This window comes from Arthrobacter sp. OAP107, assembly GCF_040546765.1.
Lineage (GTDB): Bacteria > Actinomycetota > Actinomycetes > Actinomycetales > Micrococcaceae > Arthrobacter.
In genome coordinates this window covers 1,178,404-1,197,801 of the sequence record NZ_JBEPOK010000001.1, presented here as the reverse complement: position 1 = coordinate 1,197,801, position 19,398 = coordinate 1,178,404, and the positions used below count along the sequence as shown (strand labels likewise).

The window sequence follows — 19,398 nt, the reverse complement described above, 5'->3', positions numbered from 1 at the left end:
TCTACTCACCACCTTCGCGACGCACAATGCGTGCCTTCAACGGCAGCTTGTGGATTGCCAGGCGCAGGGCCTCGCGAGCTACCTCTTCATTGACACCGGAGAGTTCGAAGAGAACCCGGCCCGGCTTGACGTTGGCGACCCACCACTCCGGCGAACCCTTACCGGAACCCATGCGGGTTTCGGCAGGCTTCTTGGTCAGCGGACGGTCCGGGTAGATGTTGATCCAGACCTTACCGCCACGCTTGATGTGGCGGGTCATCGCGATACGGGCAGATTCGATCTGACGGTTCGTGACGTATGCCGGGCTCAGAGCCTGGATGCCGTACTCACCGAAGGAGACCTTGGTGCCGCCCGTGGCAGCGCCGGAACGACCCGGGTGGTGCTGCTTACGGTGCTTGACTCGACGTGGGATAAGCATTTAAGCCTGTCCTCCTTCTGCTGCCTGTGCCGGTGCTGCTGCCTCGGCTGCCGGAGCTGCAGCAGCAGGAGCTGCGTCGGCTGCCGGACGGTCGTTACGACGGCGGCGGTCACCACGGTCAGCGCCACCCGGGCGGCCCGGACGGTCGCCGGAGCGGCCACGGGACGGAGCAGCAGCTGCCTGCTGAGCCAGTTCCTTGGAGGTGACGTCACCCTTGTAGATCCAGACCTTCACGCCGATGCGGCCGAAGGTGGTCTTGGCTTCGTAGAAGCCGTAGTCGATGTTCGCGCGGAGGGTGTGCAGGGGCACACGGCCTTCGCGGTAGAACTCCGAGCGGGACATTTCTGCGCCACCCAGACGGCCCGAGCAAGCGATACGGATACCCTTGGCACCGGCACGCTGCGCGGACTGCATTGCCTTCTTCATCGCACGGCGGAATGCCACGCGGGAAGTCAGCTGTTCTGCAACACCCTGGGCAACAAGCTGGGCTTCCATCTCGGGGTTCTTGACCTCGAGGATGTTGAGCTGAACCTGCTTGCCGGTGAGCTTTTCGAGCTCGCCACGGATGCGGTCTGCCTCGGCGCCGCGGCGGCCGATGACGATGCCCGGGCGTGCCGTGTGGATGTCCACGCGGACACGGTCACGGGTGCGCTCGATCTCAACCTTGGCGATACCGGCGCGCTCCATGCCCGTGGACATGAGCTGGCGGATACGGATGTCTTCGCGAACGAAGTCCTTGTACCGCTGACCGGACTTGGTGCTGTCAGCGAACCAGTGCGATACGTGATCGGTGGTGATGCCGAGTCGGAACCCGTGCGGGTTTACTTTCTGTCCCACTTAGCGAGCCTCCTCTTTCTCCGGGGTAGCGACTACCACGGTGATGTGGCTGGTGCGCTTCTTGATCTGAAATGCACGACCCTGAGCACGCGGCTGGAACCGCTTCATGGTCGGGCCTTCATCAACAAACGCTTCGCTGATGATGAGGTCACCTTCGTCGAACGCAACACCGTCGCGGTCCGCGAGGACGCGGGCGTTGGAGATTGCCGACTGAACTACCTTGAATACCGGCTCCGAAGCTGCCTGGGGGGCAAACTTCAGAATTGCCAGAGCCTCGTTCGCTTGCTTTCCACGAACAAGGTTGACGACGCGCCGGGCCTTCATAGGCGTTACGCGGATGTGGCGCGCAATTGCCTTGGCTTCCATTGCTTTCCTTCTCTCGTCTTTGACGTAAGTGCAGGCGCCTAGCGGCGCTTGCCCTTACGGTCGTCCTTGACATGGCCGCGGAATGTCCGCGTGGGAGCGAATTCGCCGAGCTTGTGCCCGACCATCGACTCGGTGACAAACACCGGGATGTGCTTGCGTCCGTCGTGCACGGCGATCGTGTGCCCGAGCATGTCGGGGATGATCATCGAGCGGCGGGACCAGGTCTTGATGACGTTCTTGGTGCCCTTTTCGTTTTCCCTTGCGACCTTCACAAAGAGGTGCTGGTCAACGAAAGGACCTTTTTTCAGGCTGCGTGGCATGTGTCCAGGCTCCTATCGCTTGTTCTTGCCAGTACGACGGCGACGAACAATAAGCTTGTCGCTCTCTTTGTTGGGGCGGCGGGTACGGCCTTCAGGCTTACCGTTCGGGTTGACCGGGTGACGACCACCGGAGGTCTTACCTTCACCACCACCGTGCGGGTGGTCAACCGGGTTCATGGCGACACCACGGACGGTCGGGCGAACGCCCTTCCACCGCATACGGCCGGCCTTGCCCCAGTTGATGTTCGACTGCTCGGCGTTGCCGACCTCGCCGATCGTGGCGCGGCAGCGCACGTCAACGTTGCGGATTTCGCCGGAGGGCAGACGCAGTTGGGCGAAGCGGCCTTCCTTGGCGACGAGCTGAACAGATGCACCGGCGGAACGGGCCATCTTGGCACCGCCGCCCGGGCGCAGCTCAACCGCGTGGATAACAGTACCCACGGGGATGTTGCGCAGGGGCAGGTTGTTGCCAGGCTTGATGTCAGCGTTGGCGCCGGCTTCCACGAAGTCGCCCTGGGAGAGCTTGTTCGGGGCGATGATGTAGCGCTTGGTGCCATCAACGTAGTGCAGGAGGGCGATGCGAGCCGTGCGGTTCGGATCGTACTCGATTTCGGCAACGCGGGCGTTGACGCCGTCCTTGTCGTGGCGACGGAAGTCGATCAGACGGTACTGGCGCTTGTGTCCACCACCCTTGTGACGGGTGGTGATCTTACCGGTGTTGTTACGGCCGCCCTTCTTGGGCAGCGGACGTACCAACGACTTTTCCGGCGTCGACCGCGTGATTTCGGTGAAGTCAGCTACGCTCGAGCCGCGGCGGCCCGGCGTAGTCGGCTTGTATTTACGGATTCCCATAATTCTATTTCCTCGTTAAAGTGGTCTCCGCTACGCGAGCGGACCGCCGAAGATGTCGATAGTGCCTTCTTTGAGGGTCACAATGGCACGCTTGGTGCTCTTGCGGGTGCCCCATCCGAATTTGGTGCGCTTGCGCTTACCGGCACGGTTGATGGTGTTGATCGATTCGACCTTGACGGAGAAGATCTTCTCCACGGCCAGCTTGATCTCGGTCTTGTTCGAGCGGGGGTCCACCAGGAAGGTGTACTTGCCCTCGTCGATCAGGCCGTAGCTCTTTTCCGAGACGACGGGTGCAAGCACAACGTCGCGCGGGTCTTTGATGGTGGCTGCGCTCACTTGGCATCCTCCTCGTTCTTTGCAGCCTTGTCAGCAACGAATGCTTCGTAGGCAGCCTTGGTGAAGACTACGTCGTCGGAAACGAGCACGTCGTAGGTGTTCAGCTGGTCCACGTACAGGACGTGGACTTCGGCGAGGTTGCGCACGGACAGTGCAGCAACGTCGTTCGCGCGCTCGATGACGACCAGCAGGTTCTTGCGCTCGGAAACTCCGCGCAGGACTGCCAGTGCTGCCTTGGAGGACGGCTTGTCGCCGGCAACCAGTTCAGAAACAACGTGGACGCGGCCGTTGCGGGCACGGTCAGAGAGAGCGCCGCGCAGGGCAGCAGCAATCATCTTCTTGGGGGTCCGCTGGCTGTAGTCACGCGGGGTGGGCCCGTGGACGACGCCACCGCCGGTCATGTGAGGAGCGCGGATCGAACCCTGACGGGCGCGGCCGGTGCCCTTCTGCTTGAACGGCTTGCGGCCTGCACCGGAAACTTCGGCGCGGGTCTTGGTCTTGTGGGTACCCTGGCGAGCAGCAGCGAGCTGGGCAACGACGACCTGGTGCAGCAGCGGCACGTTGGTCTGAACGTCGAAGATCTCTGCAGGCAGGTCAACCTTGACAGTGTTAGCCATTGAACTAGGCTCCCTTCACGGCGGTGCGTACGAGTACGACCTGGCCGCGGGCACCGGGAACGGCGCCCTTGATCAGGAGCAGCGACTTCTCGACGTCAACCGCGTGGACCGTCAGGTTCAGCGTGGTGTGACGAACGGCGCCCATGCGGCCGGCCATTTTCATGCCCTTGAAGACGCGGCTCGGGGTGGATGCTCCACCGATAGAACCGGGCTTACGGTGGTTCTTGTGGGCACCGTGGGAAGCTCCAACGCCGTGGAAGCCGTGACGCTTCATAACACCGGCGAAGCCCTTACCCTTGGTGGTGCCAACGACGTCGATCTTCTGGCCGGCTTCGAAGACCTCTACGGAGAGCTCCTGGCCCAGCTCGTACTCGGCAGCATCTGCGGTACGGAGTTCGACGACGTGACGGCGAGGCGTGACGCCTGCCTTTTCAAAGTGACCAGCCAGCGGCTTGGTGACCTTGCGGGGATCGATCTGGCCGTAGCCGATCTGAACGGCGACGTAGCCATCAGTCTCTGCATTGCGCAGCTGGGTGATGACGTTCGAGTCAGCCTGGACAACAGTGACGGGGATGAGCTTGTTGTTCTCGTCCCAGACCTGGGTCATGCCGAGCTTCGTGCCCAGCAGGCCCTTTACGTTACGGGTTGCGGTCATAGTCTCTCAGCACCTCCCTACAGCTTGATTTCGATGTTCACGTCGGCCGGCAGGTCCAGACGCATGAGCGAGTCAACAGCCTTGGGCGTGGGGTCGATGATGTCGATCAGACGCTTGTGCGTGCGCATTTCAAAGTGCTCGCGGCTGTCCTTGTACTTGTGGGGAGAGCGGATAACGCAGTACACGTTCTTCTCCGTCGGCAGCGGCACCGGGCCGACTACCGTTGCGCCTGCGCGCGTGACCGTCTCAACGATCTTCCGTGCTGAAACGTCAATGACCTCGTGGTCGTATGACTTCAGCCGGATGCGGATTTTTTGTCCCGCCATGTCGCCTGACTCTCTTTCAGTAATTGCTGCTCTGTTTACTTGCGTGTTGTATGGCTGCCGAAGCATTTGAAGTCGTGACTACCACCCGCCGCACAAGCTGAATCCGGATGAATCCGGGTTCCTCAACCTGCCGGCGCACCCGACCCCCGCGGTCGGGCGTGTCGCGCTGTGCAAAACGCACGAGCCCGCATTTCCTTGGGGGGTGGGTTATGTTTGGGCTTCAACCTGGACCCTGACACCCGGCATTATCCGGATCGGGACGCGAAGAAGCGCTTGAACAACTCAACTAGTATGCCGGAATTTGTCCCAGGATGCGAATCGGGCCTTTTCAGGCACCGGTCCCCCGGCCCGGGCCCCCAGCCGGGACCGCCATTGCCGCCCCGAGTCATCCGGTTGGATGATGGGTGGATGATGGTGCAGAACGCCGACGCCGGCAATTCCGCGTCGGTGGAAAACCTCGCCGGACGCCTGCGCCCGGATTTCATGCTGGGTGTTGCTGCCGCCGCCTTCCAGATCGAGGGCGCCCTCGCCGCGGACGGCCGCGGGCCGTCCGGCTGGGATGCCTTTGCGGCGAAGCCGGGCAACATTCTCAACGGGCATTCGCCGGCGGTGGCCTGTGACCACTATAACCGTGTTCCAGAAGACGTTGCCCTCATGCGCGAGCTCGGCATCGACTCGTACCGCTTCTCGATCTCCTGGCCCAGGATCCATCCGGAGGGCCGCGGCGCAGCCAACCCGCGGGGCCTGGACTTCTACGACCGGCTGGTTGACCTGCTGCTGGCGGCCGGCATCTCCCCCATGGCCACGCTCTACCACTGGGACACTCCCCTCCCCCTTGAGCGCAGCGGCGGATGGATGAACCGCGCTACGGCTGAGCGGTTCGCGGAGTACGCGGCCGCCGCGGGCAAGCGGCTCGGCGACCGTGTGGCGCAGTGGGTCACGCTCAACGAGCCCGTATCCGTTACGCTGAACGGCTACGCCCTCGGCGTCCATGCGCCCGGCCGCGACCTGTTGTTCAAGGCGCTGCCATCCGTCCACCACCAGCTGCTCGGGCACGGGCTCGCCGTACAGGCCCTGCGCGCCGCCGGCGTGAGCGGGACTATCGGCGTCACCAACCTGCACTCCCCCGTACGCCCTGCCACGCGGCGGCTGGCGGACAGGTTGTTGGCCAAGGTCTGCGACCTTGTCCTCAACCGCGTGTACGCCGATCCCCTCCTCCTGGGACGCTACCCTGCCCCGCCACTTGCCGCACGCCCCTGGTTCAGGTTCTTATCCCGGACGTCCGACGACGACCTCCGGCTGATCAGCCAGCCGCTCGACTTCTACGGGGTGAACTACTACTACCCTGTCCGGGTTGCCGCGGGACACGGCCTGCCGGAGACCCCCACCGGCAACGCACAGGCCATGGCGCGGGTGCCGTTCCACTTTGCGGCCTTCCCCGAATATCCCATCACCGGGTTCGGGTGGCCGGTGGCCCCGAACCACCTGGGCATCCTGCTGCGGGAACTCAAGGATAGGTATGGGGAAGCATTGCCCCCGGTGTACATCACCGAGAGCGGCGCAAGCTTTCCGGAGCCCGAGCACGTCACCGGCCCGATAGCGGACTCGGACCGCATCGATTACCTTGCGCACCACCTGGACCAGGCGGTGAAGGCCACTGCGCCCGGCGGCATCGCGCACGACGTGCAGCTGCTCGGCTACTTCGTCTGGACGTTTATGGACAACTTCGAATGGGCCGCCGGGTATTCGCAGCGCTTCGGCCTGGTGCACGTGGATTTCGAGACCCTGAAACGGACGCCCAAGAAGTCCTTTTATTGGCTGCAGGAACTCAGCCGGGCACGGCCGCGCACAGCGTGACGTGCCGCCCCGTTCTTGCCGGACCTACTGGTTCTTGTTCGCCCGGTTGATCCGCTTGGCGCGTTCAATCTCGTGGCGGAAGTGCTTCTTCGTCCAAACAACGCCCACCACCACGGCGGCAACCACCAGCAGGAAAATAAGCCAACCCATGATGCTCCCTCTTTGCCATGTTTCTGTCGCGAGCACTAACCGTATCAGGGGCACCCTCCAAAGTTGACCCGCAGAGACAAAAACAGCCCCGCTGCGAGTAGCAGCGGGGCTGTTTTCGAAGATCAGGCCGTTAAGCCTGGAATCAGCAAGAGTTACTTGATGATCTTGGTGACACGTCCCGAACCAACGGTGCGGCCGCCTTCACGGATAGCGAAGCCGAGGCCCTCTTCCATAGCGATCGGCTGGATGAGCGCAACGGTCATCTCAGTGTTGTCGCCAGGCATAACCATTTCCGTGCCTTCCGGCAGGGTGATAACGCCGGTTACGTCCGTGGTACGGAAGTAGAACTGCGGGCGGTAGTTCGAGTAGAACGGGTTGTGACGTCCGCCTTCGTCCTTGGAGAGGATGTAGACGTTAGCCTCGAAGTCGGTGTGCGGGGTGATGGAACCCGGCTTGACGACAACCTGGCCACGCTCGACGTCGTCGCGCTTCAGACCGCGGAGCAGCAGGCCACAGTTCTCGCCGGCCCATGCTTCGTCGAGCTGCTTGTGGAACATCTCGATACCGGTAACCGTGGTCTTCTGGACCGGGCGGATGCCGACGATCTCGACCTCGGAGTTGATGGCGAGGGTTCCACGCTCGGCGCGGCCCGTAACAACGGTGCCACGGCCGGTGATCGTGAAGACGTCTTCGATCGGCATCAGGAACGGCTTGTCGCGGTCACGTACGGGGTCCGGAACGGACTCGTCGACAGCAGCCATCAGGTCCTCAACAGACTTGACCCACTCCGGGTCGCCTTCCAGGGCCTTGAGGCCGGAAACGCGGACAACCGGTGCTTCGTCGCCATCGAAGCCCTGCGAGCTCAGGAGCTCACGAACTTCCATTTCGACGAGGTCGAGGAGTTCCTCGTCGTCAACCATGTCTGCCTTGTTCAGCGCGACCAGCAGGTAGGGAACACCAACCTGGCGGGCGAGCAGAACGTGCTCGCGGGTCTGAGCCATCGGACCGTCAGTAGCGGCAACCACGAGGATTGCGCCGTCCATCTGAGCAGCACCGGTGATCATGTTCTTGATGTAGTCAGCGTGACCCGGAGCGTCTACGTGTGCGTAGTGGCGCTTCTCGGTCTGGTACTCAACGTGGGAGATGTTGATGGTAATGCCGCGCTGACGCTCTTCCGGAGCAGAGTCGATCGACGCGAAGTCACGCTTCTCGTTGAGAGTCGGGTACTTGTCGTACAGCACCTTGGAAATGGCGGCCGTCAACGTCGTCTTACCGTGGTCAACGTGACCAATGGTACCGATGTTAACGTGCGGCTTAGTCCGCTCGAACTTTGCCTTTGCCACAGGTTCCTCCTAGAACGTTTTTCAAATGGCTTACCTTCGACCGCGCTTATCGCGGCAGAAACTCCAGTAAGTCTACTTGGGGGCTTTGGATTGATGAAATTGCAGATTCAGGAACTAATACTAGTGCCTAGAGCCTGTTCGTGCGGATGGCCGGAACCGGGCCGGAACCAGCGTTCCGGCCATCTGCACTAGGTGTGTTCCGCAGGGGAAACGCACCTGGTTTTTCGCAGCTTGTCGCGTGGACAGTCCTGGGGACTATTCGCCGCGGGACTTCTGGATGATCTCGTCGGCAACTGCCTTCGGGACCTCGGCGTAGCTGTTGAACGTCATGGAGTACACAGCGCGGCCCTGGGTCTTCGAACGCAGGTCACCGATGTAGCCGAACATGCCGGACAGCGGTACGTGTGCGCGGACAACCTTGACGCCCTGGGCATCTTCCATGGACTGCATCTGGCCACGGCGGGAGTTGAGGTCACCGATAACTTCACCCATGTATTCCTCAGGGGTGCGGACCTCAACATCCATCAGCGGTTCGAGCAGAACAGGGTTCGCCTTGCGTGCGGCTTCCTTGAAAGCCATACGGCCGGCGATCTTGAACGCCATTTCCGAAGAGTCAACATCGTGGTAAGCGCCGTCAACCAGCGTTGCCTTGATGCCAACAACCGGGTAACCGGCCAGGACACCGTCGTTCAGTGCATCCTGGATACCGGCGTCGACGGACGGGATGTATTCGCGCGGAACGCGGCCACCAGTGACCTTGTTCTCGAACTCGTACAGCTCGCCTTCCGCAGTGTCCAGCGGCTCGATCGCGATCTGGATCTTTGCGAACTGGCCGGAACCACCGGTCTGCTTCTTGTGCGTGTAGTCGTGACGCTCAACGGCACGCTTGATGGTTTCGCGGTAAGCAACCTGCGGCTTGCCAACGTTGGCCTCGACCTTGAACTCGCGGCGCATGCGGTCCACCAGGATGTCCAGGTGGAGCTCGCCCATGCCGGCGATGATGGTCTGGCCGGTGTCTTCGTTGAGGGAGACCTGGAAGGTCGGGTCCTCAGCGGAGAGCTTCTGGATGGCCGTGGAGAGCTTCTCCTGGTCACCCTTGGTGTTGGGTTCGATGGCAACCGAGATCACGGGCTCCGGGAAGCTCATGGACTCGAGGACGATCTGGTTGCTGGAGTCGCACAGGGTGTCGCCCGTGGTGGTGTCCTTCAGACCGATCGCTGCGTAGATGTGGCCCGCGGTAGCGCCCTCAACAGGCATTTCCTTGTTGGCGTGCATCTGGAACAGCTTGCCGATGCGCTCCTTCTTGCCCTTGGTGGAGTTAACCACCTGTGCGCCTGCTTCCACGTGACCGGAGTACACGCGGATGAAGGTGAGCTGGCCGAAGAACGGGTGCGCAGCAATCTTGAACGCCAGAGCGGAGAACGGCTCTTCCGCGGACGGCTTGCGGGTCAGTTCCTTCTCTTCGTCGCGGGGATCGTGACCGATCATCGGCGGGACGTCGAGCGGGTTCGGCAGGTAGTCGACGACTGCATCGAGCATCGGCTGAACGCCACGGTTCTTGAACGCGGAGCCACAGAACACCGGGTAGAGCTCGGAGTTGATCGTCATCTTGCGGATGCCGGCCTTGAGTTCGTCGATGGTGAGTTCTTCACCCTCGAGGTACTTCTCCATGAGTTCTTCGGAGGCCTCTGCAACGGTCTCCACGAGGGTCGAACGGTATTCCTCGGCCTTGGCCTTGAGGTCTTCCGGGATCTCGCGGATTTCGTACTTGGCGCCCATGGTCACGTCGCCCTTGGCATCGCCGGGCCACACCAGTGCGCGCATGTAGAGCAGGTCCACGACGCCGATGAAGTCGTTCTCGGCACCGATGGGCAGCTGCATAACCAGCGGCTTGGCACCCAGGCGGCTGATGATGGTGTCTACGGTGAAGTAGAAGTCAGCGCCGAGCTTGTCCATCTTGTTGACGAAACAGATGCGCGGAACGTTGTACTTGTCAGCCTGGCGCCAAACGGTCTCAGACTGCGGCTCAACGCCTTCCTTGCCATCGAAGACGGCAACTGCACCGTCGAGGACGCGCAGGGAGCGCTCAACCTCAACCGTGAAGTCCACGTGGCCCGGGGTGTCGATGATGTTGATCTGGTTGTTTTCCCAGAAGCAGGTCACGGCGGCAGACGTGATGGTGATGCCGCGTTCCTTTTCCTGTTCCATCCAGTCAGTGGTCGAAGCGCCGTCGTGCGTTTCGCCAATCTTGTGGTTCACACCTGTGTAGAACAGAATGCGCTCGGTGGTGGTGGTCTTGCCGGCATCGATGTGGGCCATGATGCCGATGTTGCGGACCTTACTAAGGTCTGTAAGCACGTCCTGTGCCACGGTGTCTCCCTTTCGGATGGACTACGCGTTCGCCGCCGGCTCGGTGGAGCCGGCGGCGTACGGGAAGTTTTACCAGCGGTAGTGGGCGAAGGCCTTGTTGGACTCGGCCATCTTGTGGGTGTCTTCGCGACGCTTCACAGCGGCACCGAGACCGTTCGAGGCATCCAGGATTTCGTTCTGGAGACGCTCGGTCATCGTCTTTTCGCGGCGGGCCTTGGAGTAGCCGACCAGCCAACGCAGGGCGAGGGCGGTGGAGCGGCCCGGCTTGACCTCAACCGGAACCTGGTAGGTGGCGCCACCGACACGGCGGGAGCGGACCTCGAGGGAAGGCTTGACGTTGTCCATGGCCTTCTTGAGGGCTGCAACGGGGTCGCCGCCGGACTTGGCGCGTGCACCTTCGAGGGCACCGTAAACGATGCGCTCTGCGGTGGACTTCTTGCCGTCAACCAGCACCTTGTTGATCAGCTGGGTGACCAGCGGGGAGCCGTAGACGGGATCTGATACGAGCGGCCGCTTCGGGGCCGGACCCTTGCGAGGCATATTACTTCTTCTCCATCTTTGCGCCGTAGCGGCTACGAGCCTGCTTACGGTTCTTGACACCCTGGGTATCGAGGGCACCGCGGACGATCTTGTAGCGAACGCCGGGGAGGTCCTTCACACGACCACCACGGACGAGCACAATGGAGTGCTCCTGGAGGTTGTGGCCAACACCGGGGATGTAGGCGGTAACTTCGATGCCACCGTTGAGGCGCACACGTGCAACCTTACGCAGAGCCGAGTTCGGCTTCTTCGGGGTGGTGGTGTAGACGCGGGTGCAAACACCGCGGCGCATCGGGCTGCCCTTAAGCGCGGGGGCCTTGGTCTTTGAGACCTTCGGCGTGCGGCCCTTGCGGACCAGCTGGTTAATCGTAGGCACTTTCGTGTTCTCCGTTTTATCCGGAGCGGCCTCTGACAGCCGCTCTCCTTTTGCTTTGCCCCGCCGCCCGAGCTTTGAAGAAGTCTCCAGAGCAGCTGAGGCGAAGCCTTAATGTCGGATCGCATACGAGGGACGCTGCAGCTCGCGGCCGCAACTGTCCCTAGGCATGCAAAAATGTGGCATACGTTGCACAAGAACCCTGCAAACCGGAAACGTCGCTCTCGGTTCTGCCTTTCGACTGATACAGCCTTCCAGCAAACCGGGCGCACTCATCCACTGCCACAATAACAATTGGTCTCAAGTTTAGCACGGACTCCCCCGAGGCCTTAATCCGCGCGGATTTGCCCTGCGGTTAAACGACAACGCGGGGTCACTACGCGCCCAATCCGGGTGATGGATCGGGCGGTAAGTGACCCCGCGTTGCTTACAGCGGACTGTTACCGGAAGTCGTTGCCCAGGTCGTAGTCGTCCAGCGGGATGGCGTGGAACTCAGGAGCTCCGTCGCCGCCCAGCGTGTCGTAGGAGAAATCGCTGAATGCGCTCGGGCCGGTGAACAGGTTGGCCTTTGCTTCTTCAGTCGGTTCCACCGTGATCTCGGTGTAGCGCGGGAGACCCGTGCCGGCCGGGATCAGCTTACCGATGATGACGTTCTCCTTGAGGCCCAGCAGAGGATCGCTCTTGCCTTCCATGGCCGCCTGCGTCAGGACGCGGGTGGTCTCCTGGAAGGATGCTGCGGACAGCCAGGACTCGGTGGCCAGCGACGCCTTGGTGATACCCATGAGCTCGGGACGTCCGGAAGCCGGAGTCTTGCCCTCGGATACAACGCGGCGGTTGGCGTCCTCGAACCGGCTGCGCTCGGCCAGCTCACCCGGGAGCAGGTCGGAGTCGCCGGATTCGATGACCGTGACGCGGCGCAGCATCTGCCGGACGATGACTTCCACGTGCTTGTCGTGGATGCCAATGCCCTGGCTGCGGTACACGCCCTGCACTTCGTCCACGAGGAACTTCTGTGCGGCACGCGGGCCCATGATGCGCAGAACCTGCTTCGGGTCGACCGGACCGTTGATGAGCTTCTGGCCCACCGACACGTGCTGGCCGTCCTCGATCAGGAGACGCGACCGGCGCAGGACCGGGTAGGCGATCTCTTCGGAACCGTCGTCCGGAGTGATCACCAGGCGCATCTGACGCTCGGATTCCTCGATGGTGATGCGGCCGGCCGCTTCCGCAATCGGCGCCACACCCTTCGGGGTACGGGCTTCGAAGAGCTCCTGGATACGGGGCAGACCCTGGGTGATGTCGTCGCCACCGCTGGCGGAAACAGCACCACCGGTGTGGAACGTACGCATCGTCAGCTGGGTACCGGGTTCACCGATGGACTGTGCGGCGATGATGCCCACAGCTTCACCGATGTCCACGGTCTTGCCGGTGGCCAGCGAGCGGCCGTAGCACAGGGCACAGGTTCCGACGCTGGACTCACAGGTGAGCACGGAGCGGACCTTGACCTCGGTGATGCCGGCTGCGAACAGCTCAGCGATCACGACGTCACCGCAGTCGGTGCCGGCCGGAGCCAGGACGTTGCCCTTGGAGTCGACGACGTCCACGGCCAGCGTACGGGCGTAGGCGCTGTTCTCGACGTTCTCGTCCAGGGTCAGCTCACCGTTGGCGTCAGCCACGGCGATCGGGGTGACGAGGCCGCGTTCGGTGCCGCAGTCCTCTTCACGGACGATGACGTCCTGCGAAACGTCCACCAGACGACGGGTCAGGTAACCCGAGTTGGCGGTACGCAGCGCGGTGTCGGCAAGACCCTTACGTGCACCGTGCGTGGCGATGAAGTATTCCAGTACCGACAGGCCCTCACGGTAGGAGGACTTGATCGGACGCGGGATGATTTCACCCTTCGGGTTAGCCACCAGGCCACGGATACCCGCGATCTGGCGGACCTGCATCCAGTTACCACGTGCACCGGAGGACACCATGCGGTTGATGGTGTTCATCGGCGACAGGCTGTCGCGCATGGCCTGGGCGATCTCGTTGGTCGCCTTGTTCCAGATCTCGATCAGTTCCTGGCGACGCTCGTCGTCGTCGATCAGGCCCTTGTCGTACTGTCCCTGGATCTTGGCGGCGCGCTCCTCGTAACCGGCGAGGATGGCCGGCTTGGCCTCCGGAACCTCGATGTCGGAGATGGCGACGGTGACGCCCGAGCGGGTGGCCCAGTAGAAACCGGCGTCCTTCAGGTTGTCCAGCGTTGCGGCCGTGACAACCTTCGGGTAGCGCTCTGCGAGATCGTTGACGATCCGGGACAGCTCGCCCTTGTCGGCAACGGCTTCAACCCACGGGTAGTCCTCGGGCAGGGTCTCGTTGAAGAGGACCTGGCCCAGGGAGGTGTCCACCAGTGCCGGCTGACCCTGCTCCCAGCCTTCGGGAGCTTCCCAGCCAGCGTAAGGAACGAAGCCCTCAAGACGGATCTTGACCTGGGAGTTCAGGTGCAGCTCGTGTGCGTCGAACGCCATGATGGCTTCGGACACGGAGCCGAAGATCCGGCCTTCACCAGCTGAACCGACACGCTTGGTGGTCAGGTGGTAGAGGCCGATGATCATATCCTGCGAAGGCAGGGTCACCGGACGGCCGTCGGACGGCTTCAGGATGTTGTTGGAGGACAGCATCAGGATGCGTGCCTCAGCCTGGGCTTCGGGGCTCAGCGGCAGGTGGACCGCCATCTGGTCGCCGTCGAAGTCGGCGTTGAACGCGCCACAAACCAGCGGGTGAAGCTGGATGGCCTTGCCTTCAACAAGCTGCGGCTCGAATGCCTGGATACCGAGGCGGTGCAGGGTAGGTGCACGGTTGAGCAGCACCGGGTGTTCGGTGATGATCTCTTCCAGCACGTCCCAGACCTGCGGACGGTAACGCTCCACCATGCGCTTGGCCGACTTGATGTTCTGGGCGTGGTTGAGGTCAACCAGGCGCTTCATCACGAACGGCTTGAAGAGCTCCAGCGCCATCTGCTTGGGCAGGCCACACTGGTGCAGCTTCAGCTGCGGGCCGACGACGATGACCGAACGGCCGGAGTAGTCGACGCGCTTGCCGAGCAGGTTCTGGCGGAAACGGCCCTGCTTGCCCTTGAGCATGTCGCTCAGGGACTTCAGCGGACGGTTGCCCGGTCCGGTGACCGGACGGCCGCGGCGGCCGTTGTCGAAGAGGCTGTCAACAGCTTCCTGAAGCATGCGCTTCTCGTTGTTGACGATGATCTCCGGGGCACCCAGGTCAAGCAGTCGCTTGAGTCGGTTGTTGCGGTTGATCACGCGGCGGTAGAGGTCGTTGAGGTCGGACGTCGCGAAGCGGCCACCGTCCAGCTGGACCATCGGGCGCAGTTCCGGCGGGATCACCGGGACGGCGTCCAGCACCATGCCGAGCGGGCTGTTGTTGGTGGTCAGGAACGCGTTGACCACCTTGAGGCGCTTCAGGGCGCGGGTCTTGCGCTGGCCCTTGCCGTTGGCGATGATGTCACGCAGGTTGTCGGACTCAGCCTGCATGTCGAAGTTCTCAAGGCGCTTCTTGATGGCCTCGGCACCCATGGAGCCCTCGAAGTACATGCCGTAGCGGTCACGCAGTTCGCGGTACAGGCCCTCGTCACCTTCGAGGTCGGCGACCTTCAGGTTCTTGAAGCGGTCCCAGACCTGCTCGAGGCGCTCGATCTCGGCGTCGGCGCGCTTGCGGACGTTCGCCATCTGGCGGTCAGCCGAGTCGCGTGCCTTCTTCTTGTCGGCAGCCTTGGCACCCTCGCCCTCAAGACGGGCGAGCTCGCCCTCAAGGTCGCGGGCGATCGCGGCGATGTCGGAGTCACGGTTGTCGATCAGCTGCTTCTTCTCGACGTCATGCTCAACCTGCAGGTTGGGCAGTTCCGCGTGGCGGTTTTCTTCGTCGACGCTGGTGATCATGTAGGCGGCGAAGTAGATGACCTTTTCGAGGTCCTTCGGAGCCAGGTCAAGGAGGTAGCCCAGGCGGGACGGAACACCCTTGAAGTACCAGATGTGGGTGACGGGAGCAGCCAGTTCAATGTGGCCCATGCGCTCACGGCGCACCTTGGCACGGGTGACCTCGACGCCACACCGCTCACAGATGATGCCCTTGAAGCGCACGCGCTTGTACTTGCCGCAGTAGCATTCCCAGTCACGGGACGGGCCGAAGATCTTCTCGCAGAAGAGTCCGTCCTTCTCAGGCTTGAGCGTGCGGTAGTTGATGGTTTCCGGCTTCTTAACCTCGCCGTACGACCAGCCGCGGATGTCTTCCGCGGTGGCGAGGCCGATCTGCATGAGGCCGAAGGAGGATTCGCTGGACATATGGTCCCTGTTCTCTCTTGTTCTCTAAATTCTGAAGTCTTGGTTGCGGGAAGGGTCGAGGGGCCGACGGCGGGTGGTCACCACCCGCCGTCGGGACCCCTGCTAGACCTCTTCTACGGAACTGGGCTCTGCACGAGACAGATCGATGCCCAGTTCTTCCGCAGCCGTGAAGACTGCGTCATCAGAGTCACGCATTTCAATTGTGGTTCCGTCCGTGGAAAGCACTTCCACGTTCAGGCACAGCGACTGCATTTCCTTGATCAACACCTTGAAGGATTCGGGAACACCCGGCTCGGGGATGTTCTCGCCCTTGACGATCGCCTCGTAGACCTTCACACGGCCGTGGATGTCATCGGACTTGATCGTGAGCAGTTCCTGGAGCGTGTAGGCGGCGCCGTAAGCTTCGAGCGCCCACACTTCCATTTCACCGAAGCGCTGGCCACCGAACTGTGCCTTACCACCCAGCGGCTGCTGCGTGATCATGGAGTACGGGCCGGTGGAGCGGGCGTGGATCTTGTCGTCCACCAGGTGGTGGAGCTTCAGGATGTACATGTAGCCGACCGAGATCGGATCCGGGAACGGCTCGCCGGAGCGGCCGTCGAACAGGCGCGTCTTGCCCGAGGAGTCGATCAGGCGGTCGCCGTCGCGGGTCACGTTGGTGGAATCGAGCAGGCCCGTGATTTCCTCTTCGCGGGCGCCGTCGAAGACCGGCGTTGCAACAGTGGTCTGGCCACTCTCGCGCGGCAGGTTCGGCAGCTGCTTGGCCCACTCGGGCTCGCCTTCGATCTTCCAGCCCGTCTTGGCAACCCAGCCCAAGTGCGTTTCCAGCACCTGGCCGACGTTCATACGGCCCGGAACACCCAGCGGGTTCAGGACGATGTCAACGGGGGTACCGTCGGCAAGGAAGGGCATGTCCTCGATCGGGAGGATCTTGGAGATAACACCCTTGTTGCCGTGGCGGCCGGCGAGCTTGTCGCCGTCGGTGATCTTACGCTTGGCAGCCACGTAGACGCGGACCAGCTGGTTGACGCCCGGGGGCAGCTCGTCGTCGTTGTCCCGGTCGAAGACGCGGACGCCGATGACGGTGCCGGACTCGCCGTGCGGAACCTTGAGGGAGGTGTCGCGGACTTCGCGCGATTTCTCACCGAAGATGGCGCGGAGCAGGCGCTCTTCCGGAGTCAGTTCGGTTTCACCCTTCGGGGTGACCTTTCCGACCAGGATGTCGCCGGCTTCAACCTCGGCACCGATGTGGATGATGCCGCGCTCGTCCAGGCCTGCCAGGACTTCCTCGGACACGTTGGGGATGTCACGGGTGATTTCCTCGGCACCGAGCTTGGTGTCGCGGGCATCGATCTCGTGCTCCTCGATGTGGATGGAGGAAAGAACGTCCTCGGCAACGATCCGCTGCGAGAGGATGATGGCGTCCTCGAAGTTGTGGCCTTCCCATGACATGAATGCCACGAGGAGGTTCTTACCGAGGGCGAGCTCGCCCTGGTCCGTTGCCGGGCCGTCGGCGATGATGCCGCCAACTTCCAGGCGCTGGCCTTCGTTCACCAGAACACGGTTGTTGTAGCAGTTGCCCTGGTTGGAGCGGGCGAACTTGTTGATGCGGTAGTTGGTTTCCGTGCCGTCGTCGTTGAGCATGATGACGAGCTCGGCGGAGACCTCGGTAACCACACCGGCCTTCTTGGCGATGGTGACGTCACCGGCGTCGACGGCGGCAGCACGCTCCATGCCGGTACCCACGAACGGGGCCTCGGAACGGACCAGCGGCACAGCCTGGCGCTGCATGTTGGCACCCATGAGTGCACGGTTGGCGTCGTCGTGCTCGAGGAACGGGATCAGGGCGGTTGCCACGGACACCATCTGGCGCGGGGAAACGTCCATGAACTGAACATCAGCGGCGGGAACCAGCACGGGCTCGCCTCCACCACCGCGGGCACGGACCAGGACGGTCTCTTCAGCGAAGCGCTTGTTCTCATCGAGCGGAGCGTTGGCCTGTGCGATCAGGACCTCTGCCTCGTCGTCGGCCGTCAGGTACTGGACGTCGTCGGAGACGACGCCGTCCTTGACCAGGCGGTAAGGCGTCTCGATGAAACCGAACGGGTTGATGCGGCCGTAGGACGCCAGCGAACCGATCAGACCAATGTTCGGGCCTTCAGGGGTTTCGATGGGGCACATACGTCCGTAGTGGGACGGGTGAACGTCTCGGACTTCCATGCCTGCACGGTCACGGGACAGACCGCCCGGGCCCAGCGCGGAGAGGCGGCGCTTGTGGGTCAGACCCGAGAGCGGGTTGTTCTGGTCCATGAACTGGGACAGCTGGGAGGTTCCGAAGAACTCCTTGATGGCTGCCACGACGGGACGGATATTGATCAGGGTCTGCGGCGTGATGGCCTCGACGTCCTGCGTGGTCATGCGTTCGCGGACGACGCGCTCCATGCGGGACAGGCCGGTGCGGACCTGGTTCTCGATAAGCTCGCCCACGGCGCGGATGCGGCGGTTGCCGAAGTGGTCGATGTCATCGATCTCGACGCGCAGCTCGTGGTCTTCGCCGTCGCGCTTGCCCATGATGGTCTTCTCGCCGGCGTGCAGCGCGACGAGGAACTTGATCATGGCCACGATGTCTTCAACGTGCAGGACCGATGCTTCCTTGTCGCCAAGGGAGCGGTCGATGCCAAGCTTGCGGTTGATCTTGTAGCGGCCAACCTTGGCCAGATCGTAACGCTTGGAGTTGAAGTACAGGTTGTCCAGCAGGGACTGGGCAGCCTCGACTGTGGGCGGCTCGCCCGGACGCAGCTTGCGGTAGATGTCCAGCAGGGCGTCTTCGCGGGTTTCGGTGGCGTCCTTCTCCAGCGTTGCACGCATGGAGTCGTACTGGCCGAACTCCTCGAGGATCTGGCCTTCGGTCCAGCCGAGGGCCTTCAGCAGCACCGTGACCGACTGCTTGCGCTTGCGGTCGAGGCGCACGCCGACCTGGTCGCGCTTGTCGATCTCGAGCTCGAACCAGGCTCCGCGGGACGGAATGATCTTTGCGGTAAAGATGTCCTTGTCGCTGGTCTTGTCAGCGGCGCGCTCAAAGTAGGCGCCCGGGGAACGGACCAGCTGGGAAACGACGACACGCTCGGTGCCGTTGACGACGAAGGTGCCCTTCTCGGTCATCAGCGGGAAGTCACCCATGAACACGGTCTGCTGCTTGATTTCGCCCGTGTTGTTGTTCATGAATTCGGCCTTGACGTACAGCGGTGCCGAGTACGTAGCGTCCCGGTCCTTGCATTCAGCCATGGTGTACTTCGGGTCAGCGAACTCCGGATCGGAGAAGCTCAGGGACATGGTGCCCTGGAAGTCCTCAATCGGGGAGATCTCTTCGAAGATGTCGGAAAGACCGGAGGTGGTGGCGACACTCAGGTCGCCTTCTTCGACGGCCTTCGCAACGCGGGCCTGCCAGCGTTCGTTTCCGACCAGCCAGTCGAAGCTGTCCGTCTGCAGGGCAAGCAGATTCGGAACGTCAAGAGGTTCGTGAATCTTTGCGAATGAGAGCCGGCGAGTCGCACCATCGGTGCTTGCCGTGTTAGCGGTTTCGTTATTAGAGGTGCTCGAGGCGACCAAGAGGGATCCTTCCACAGACCTTCAGGCGTTTTCAGATCTCCCCCGCTTTTCACCCTGCGAAGTGACTCCGCAGTGCTACCATCCGGTTC

General features: G+C 62.4%; 17 protein-coding genes. 1 reads left to right on the top strand and 16 read right to left on the bottom strand.

Annotation, left to right across the window (positions count from 1 at the left end; translation table 11 throughout):
* Window position 1 precedes the first annotated feature (1 nt).
* The 9 genes from rplP to rpsJ are packed head-to-tail and all read right to left on the bottom strand — an operon-like array spanning window position 2 to window position 4,727.
* Complete coding sequence (gene rplP / locus ABIE00_RS05580) at window positions 2–418, bottom strand: 50S ribosomal protein L16 (RefSeq protein WP_003803795.1); 417 nt, start codon at window positions 416–418, stop codon at window positions 2–4.
* On the bottom strand, window positions 419–1,255 hold the full coding sequence (rpsC, locus tag ABIE00_RS05575) for a 30S ribosomal protein S3 (RefSeq protein WP_003803796.1): 837 nt from the start codon (window positions 1,253–1,255) through the stop codon (window positions 419–421).
* Window positions 1,256–1,621, bottom strand: coding sequence for a 50S ribosomal protein L22 (gene rplV / locus ABIE00_RS05570; RefSeq protein ID WP_003803798.1), 366 nt, complete (start codon window positions 1,619–1,621; stop codon window positions 1,256–1,258).
* 38 nt (window positions 1,622–1,659) lie between these two features.
* On the bottom strand, window positions 1,660–1,941 hold the full coding sequence (gene rpsS / locus ABIE00_RS05565; protein ID WP_003803803.1) for a 30S ribosomal protein S19: 282 nt from the start codon (window positions 1,939–1,941) through the stop codon (window positions 1,660–1,662).
* Window positions 1,942–1,953: 12 nt separating this feature from the next.
* Window positions 1,954–2,793, bottom strand: a complete 840-nt coding sequence (rplB, locus tag ABIE00_RS05560; protein WP_003803804.1) for a 50S ribosomal protein L2 — start codon at window positions 2,791–2,793, stop codon at window positions 1,954–1,956.
* Window positions 2,794–2,823: 30 nt separating this feature from the next.
* Window positions 2,824–3,129, bottom strand: a complete 306-nt coding sequence (gene rplW, locus ABIE00_RS05555) for a 50S ribosomal protein L23 (RefSeq protein ID WP_003803807.1) — start codon at window positions 3,127–3,129, stop codon at window positions 2,824–2,826.
* On the bottom strand, window positions 3,126–3,746 hold the full coding sequence (rplD, locus tag ABIE00_RS05550) for a 50S ribosomal protein L4 (protein WP_003803809.1): 621 nt from the start codon (window positions 3,744–3,746) through the stop codon (window positions 3,126–3,128). The genes rplW and rplD overlap by 4 nt, the downstream gene beginning before the upstream one ends.
* Before the next feature lie 4 nt (window positions 3,747–3,750).
* Window positions 3,751–4,401 carry a 50S ribosomal protein L3 gene (gene rplC, locus ABIE00_RS05545; RefSeq protein WP_331572353.1) on the bottom strand — a complete coding sequence of 217 codons (651 nt, stop codon included), beginning with the start codon at window positions 4,399–4,401 and terminating at the stop codon, window positions 3,751–3,753.
* A 17-nt stretch (window positions 4,402–4,418) separates the two neighbouring features.
* Window positions 4,419–4,727, bottom strand: coding sequence for a 30S ribosomal protein S10 (gene rpsJ / locus ABIE00_RS05540; protein ID WP_003803825.1), 309 nt, complete (start codon window positions 4,725–4,727; stop codon window positions 4,419–4,421).
* A gap of 408 nt (window positions 4,728–5,135) precedes the next feature.
* On the opposite strand from rpsJ, the gene ABIE00_RS05535 reads away from it, so the two are divergent.
* Entirely contained in the window at window positions 5,136–6,584 is a 1,449-nt protein-coding gene (locus ABIE00_RS05535) for a GH1 family beta-glucosidase (protein WP_354257780.1), read from the top strand.
* Between the two features lie 24 nt (window positions 6,585–6,608).
* On the opposite strand, the gene ABIE00_RS05530 is transcribed toward ABIE00_RS05535, so the two are convergent.
* The 7 genes from ABIE00_RS05530 to rpoB all read right to left on the bottom strand — a co-directional run bounded on the left by ABIE00_RS05530 (window position 6,609) and on the right by rpoB (window position 19,309).
* Entirely contained in the window at window positions 6,609–6,734 is a 126-nt protein-coding gene (locus tag ABIE00_RS05530; RefSeq protein WP_331572357.1) for a hypothetical protein, read from the bottom strand.
* A 152-nt stretch (window positions 6,735–6,886) separates the two neighbouring features.
* On the bottom strand, window positions 6,887–8,077 hold the full coding sequence (tuf, locus tag ABIE00_RS05525; protein ID WP_003803827.1) for an elongation factor Tu: 1,191 nt from the start codon (window positions 8,075–8,077) through the stop codon (window positions 6,887–6,889).
* A 255-nt stretch (window positions 8,078–8,332) separates the two neighbouring features.
* Window positions 8,333–10,447 (bottom strand): elongation factor G, encoded by a 2,115-nt coding sequence (gene fusA, locus ABIE00_RS05520; RefSeq protein WP_003803828.1) that lies wholly within the window; start codon window positions 10,445–10,447, stop codon window positions 8,333–8,335.
* Between the two features lie 69 nt (window positions 10,448–10,516).
* A complete protein-coding gene (gene rpsG / locus ABIE00_RS05515) occupies window positions 10,517–10,987 on the bottom strand; it encodes a 30S ribosomal protein S7 (RefSeq protein WP_003803829.1) in 471 nt (156 codons plus the stop codon).
* Between the two features lies 1 nt (window position 10,988).
* On the bottom strand, window positions 10,989–11,363 hold the full coding sequence (gene rpsL / locus ABIE00_RS05510) for a 30S ribosomal protein S12 (RefSeq protein ID WP_003803830.1): 375 nt from the start codon (window positions 11,361–11,363) through the stop codon (window positions 10,989–10,991).
* Window positions 11,364–11,800: 437 nt separating this feature from the next.
* Window positions 11,801–15,700, bottom strand: a complete 3,900-nt coding sequence (locus ABIE00_RS05505) for a DNA-directed RNA polymerase subunit beta' (RefSeq protein WP_314191557.1) — start codon at window positions 15,698–15,700, stop codon at window positions 11,801–11,803.
* Window positions 15,701–15,802: 102 nt separating this feature from the next.
* The gene (gene rpoB, locus ABIE00_RS05500) at window positions 15,803–19,309 is read right to left on the bottom strand and encodes a DNA-directed RNA polymerase subunit beta (protein WP_331572364.1); all 3,507 of its coding nucleotides are present in this window, start codon (window positions 19,307–19,309) and stop codon (window positions 15,803–15,805) included.
* Between the last annotated feature and the right edge of the window lie 89 nt (window positions 19,310–19,398).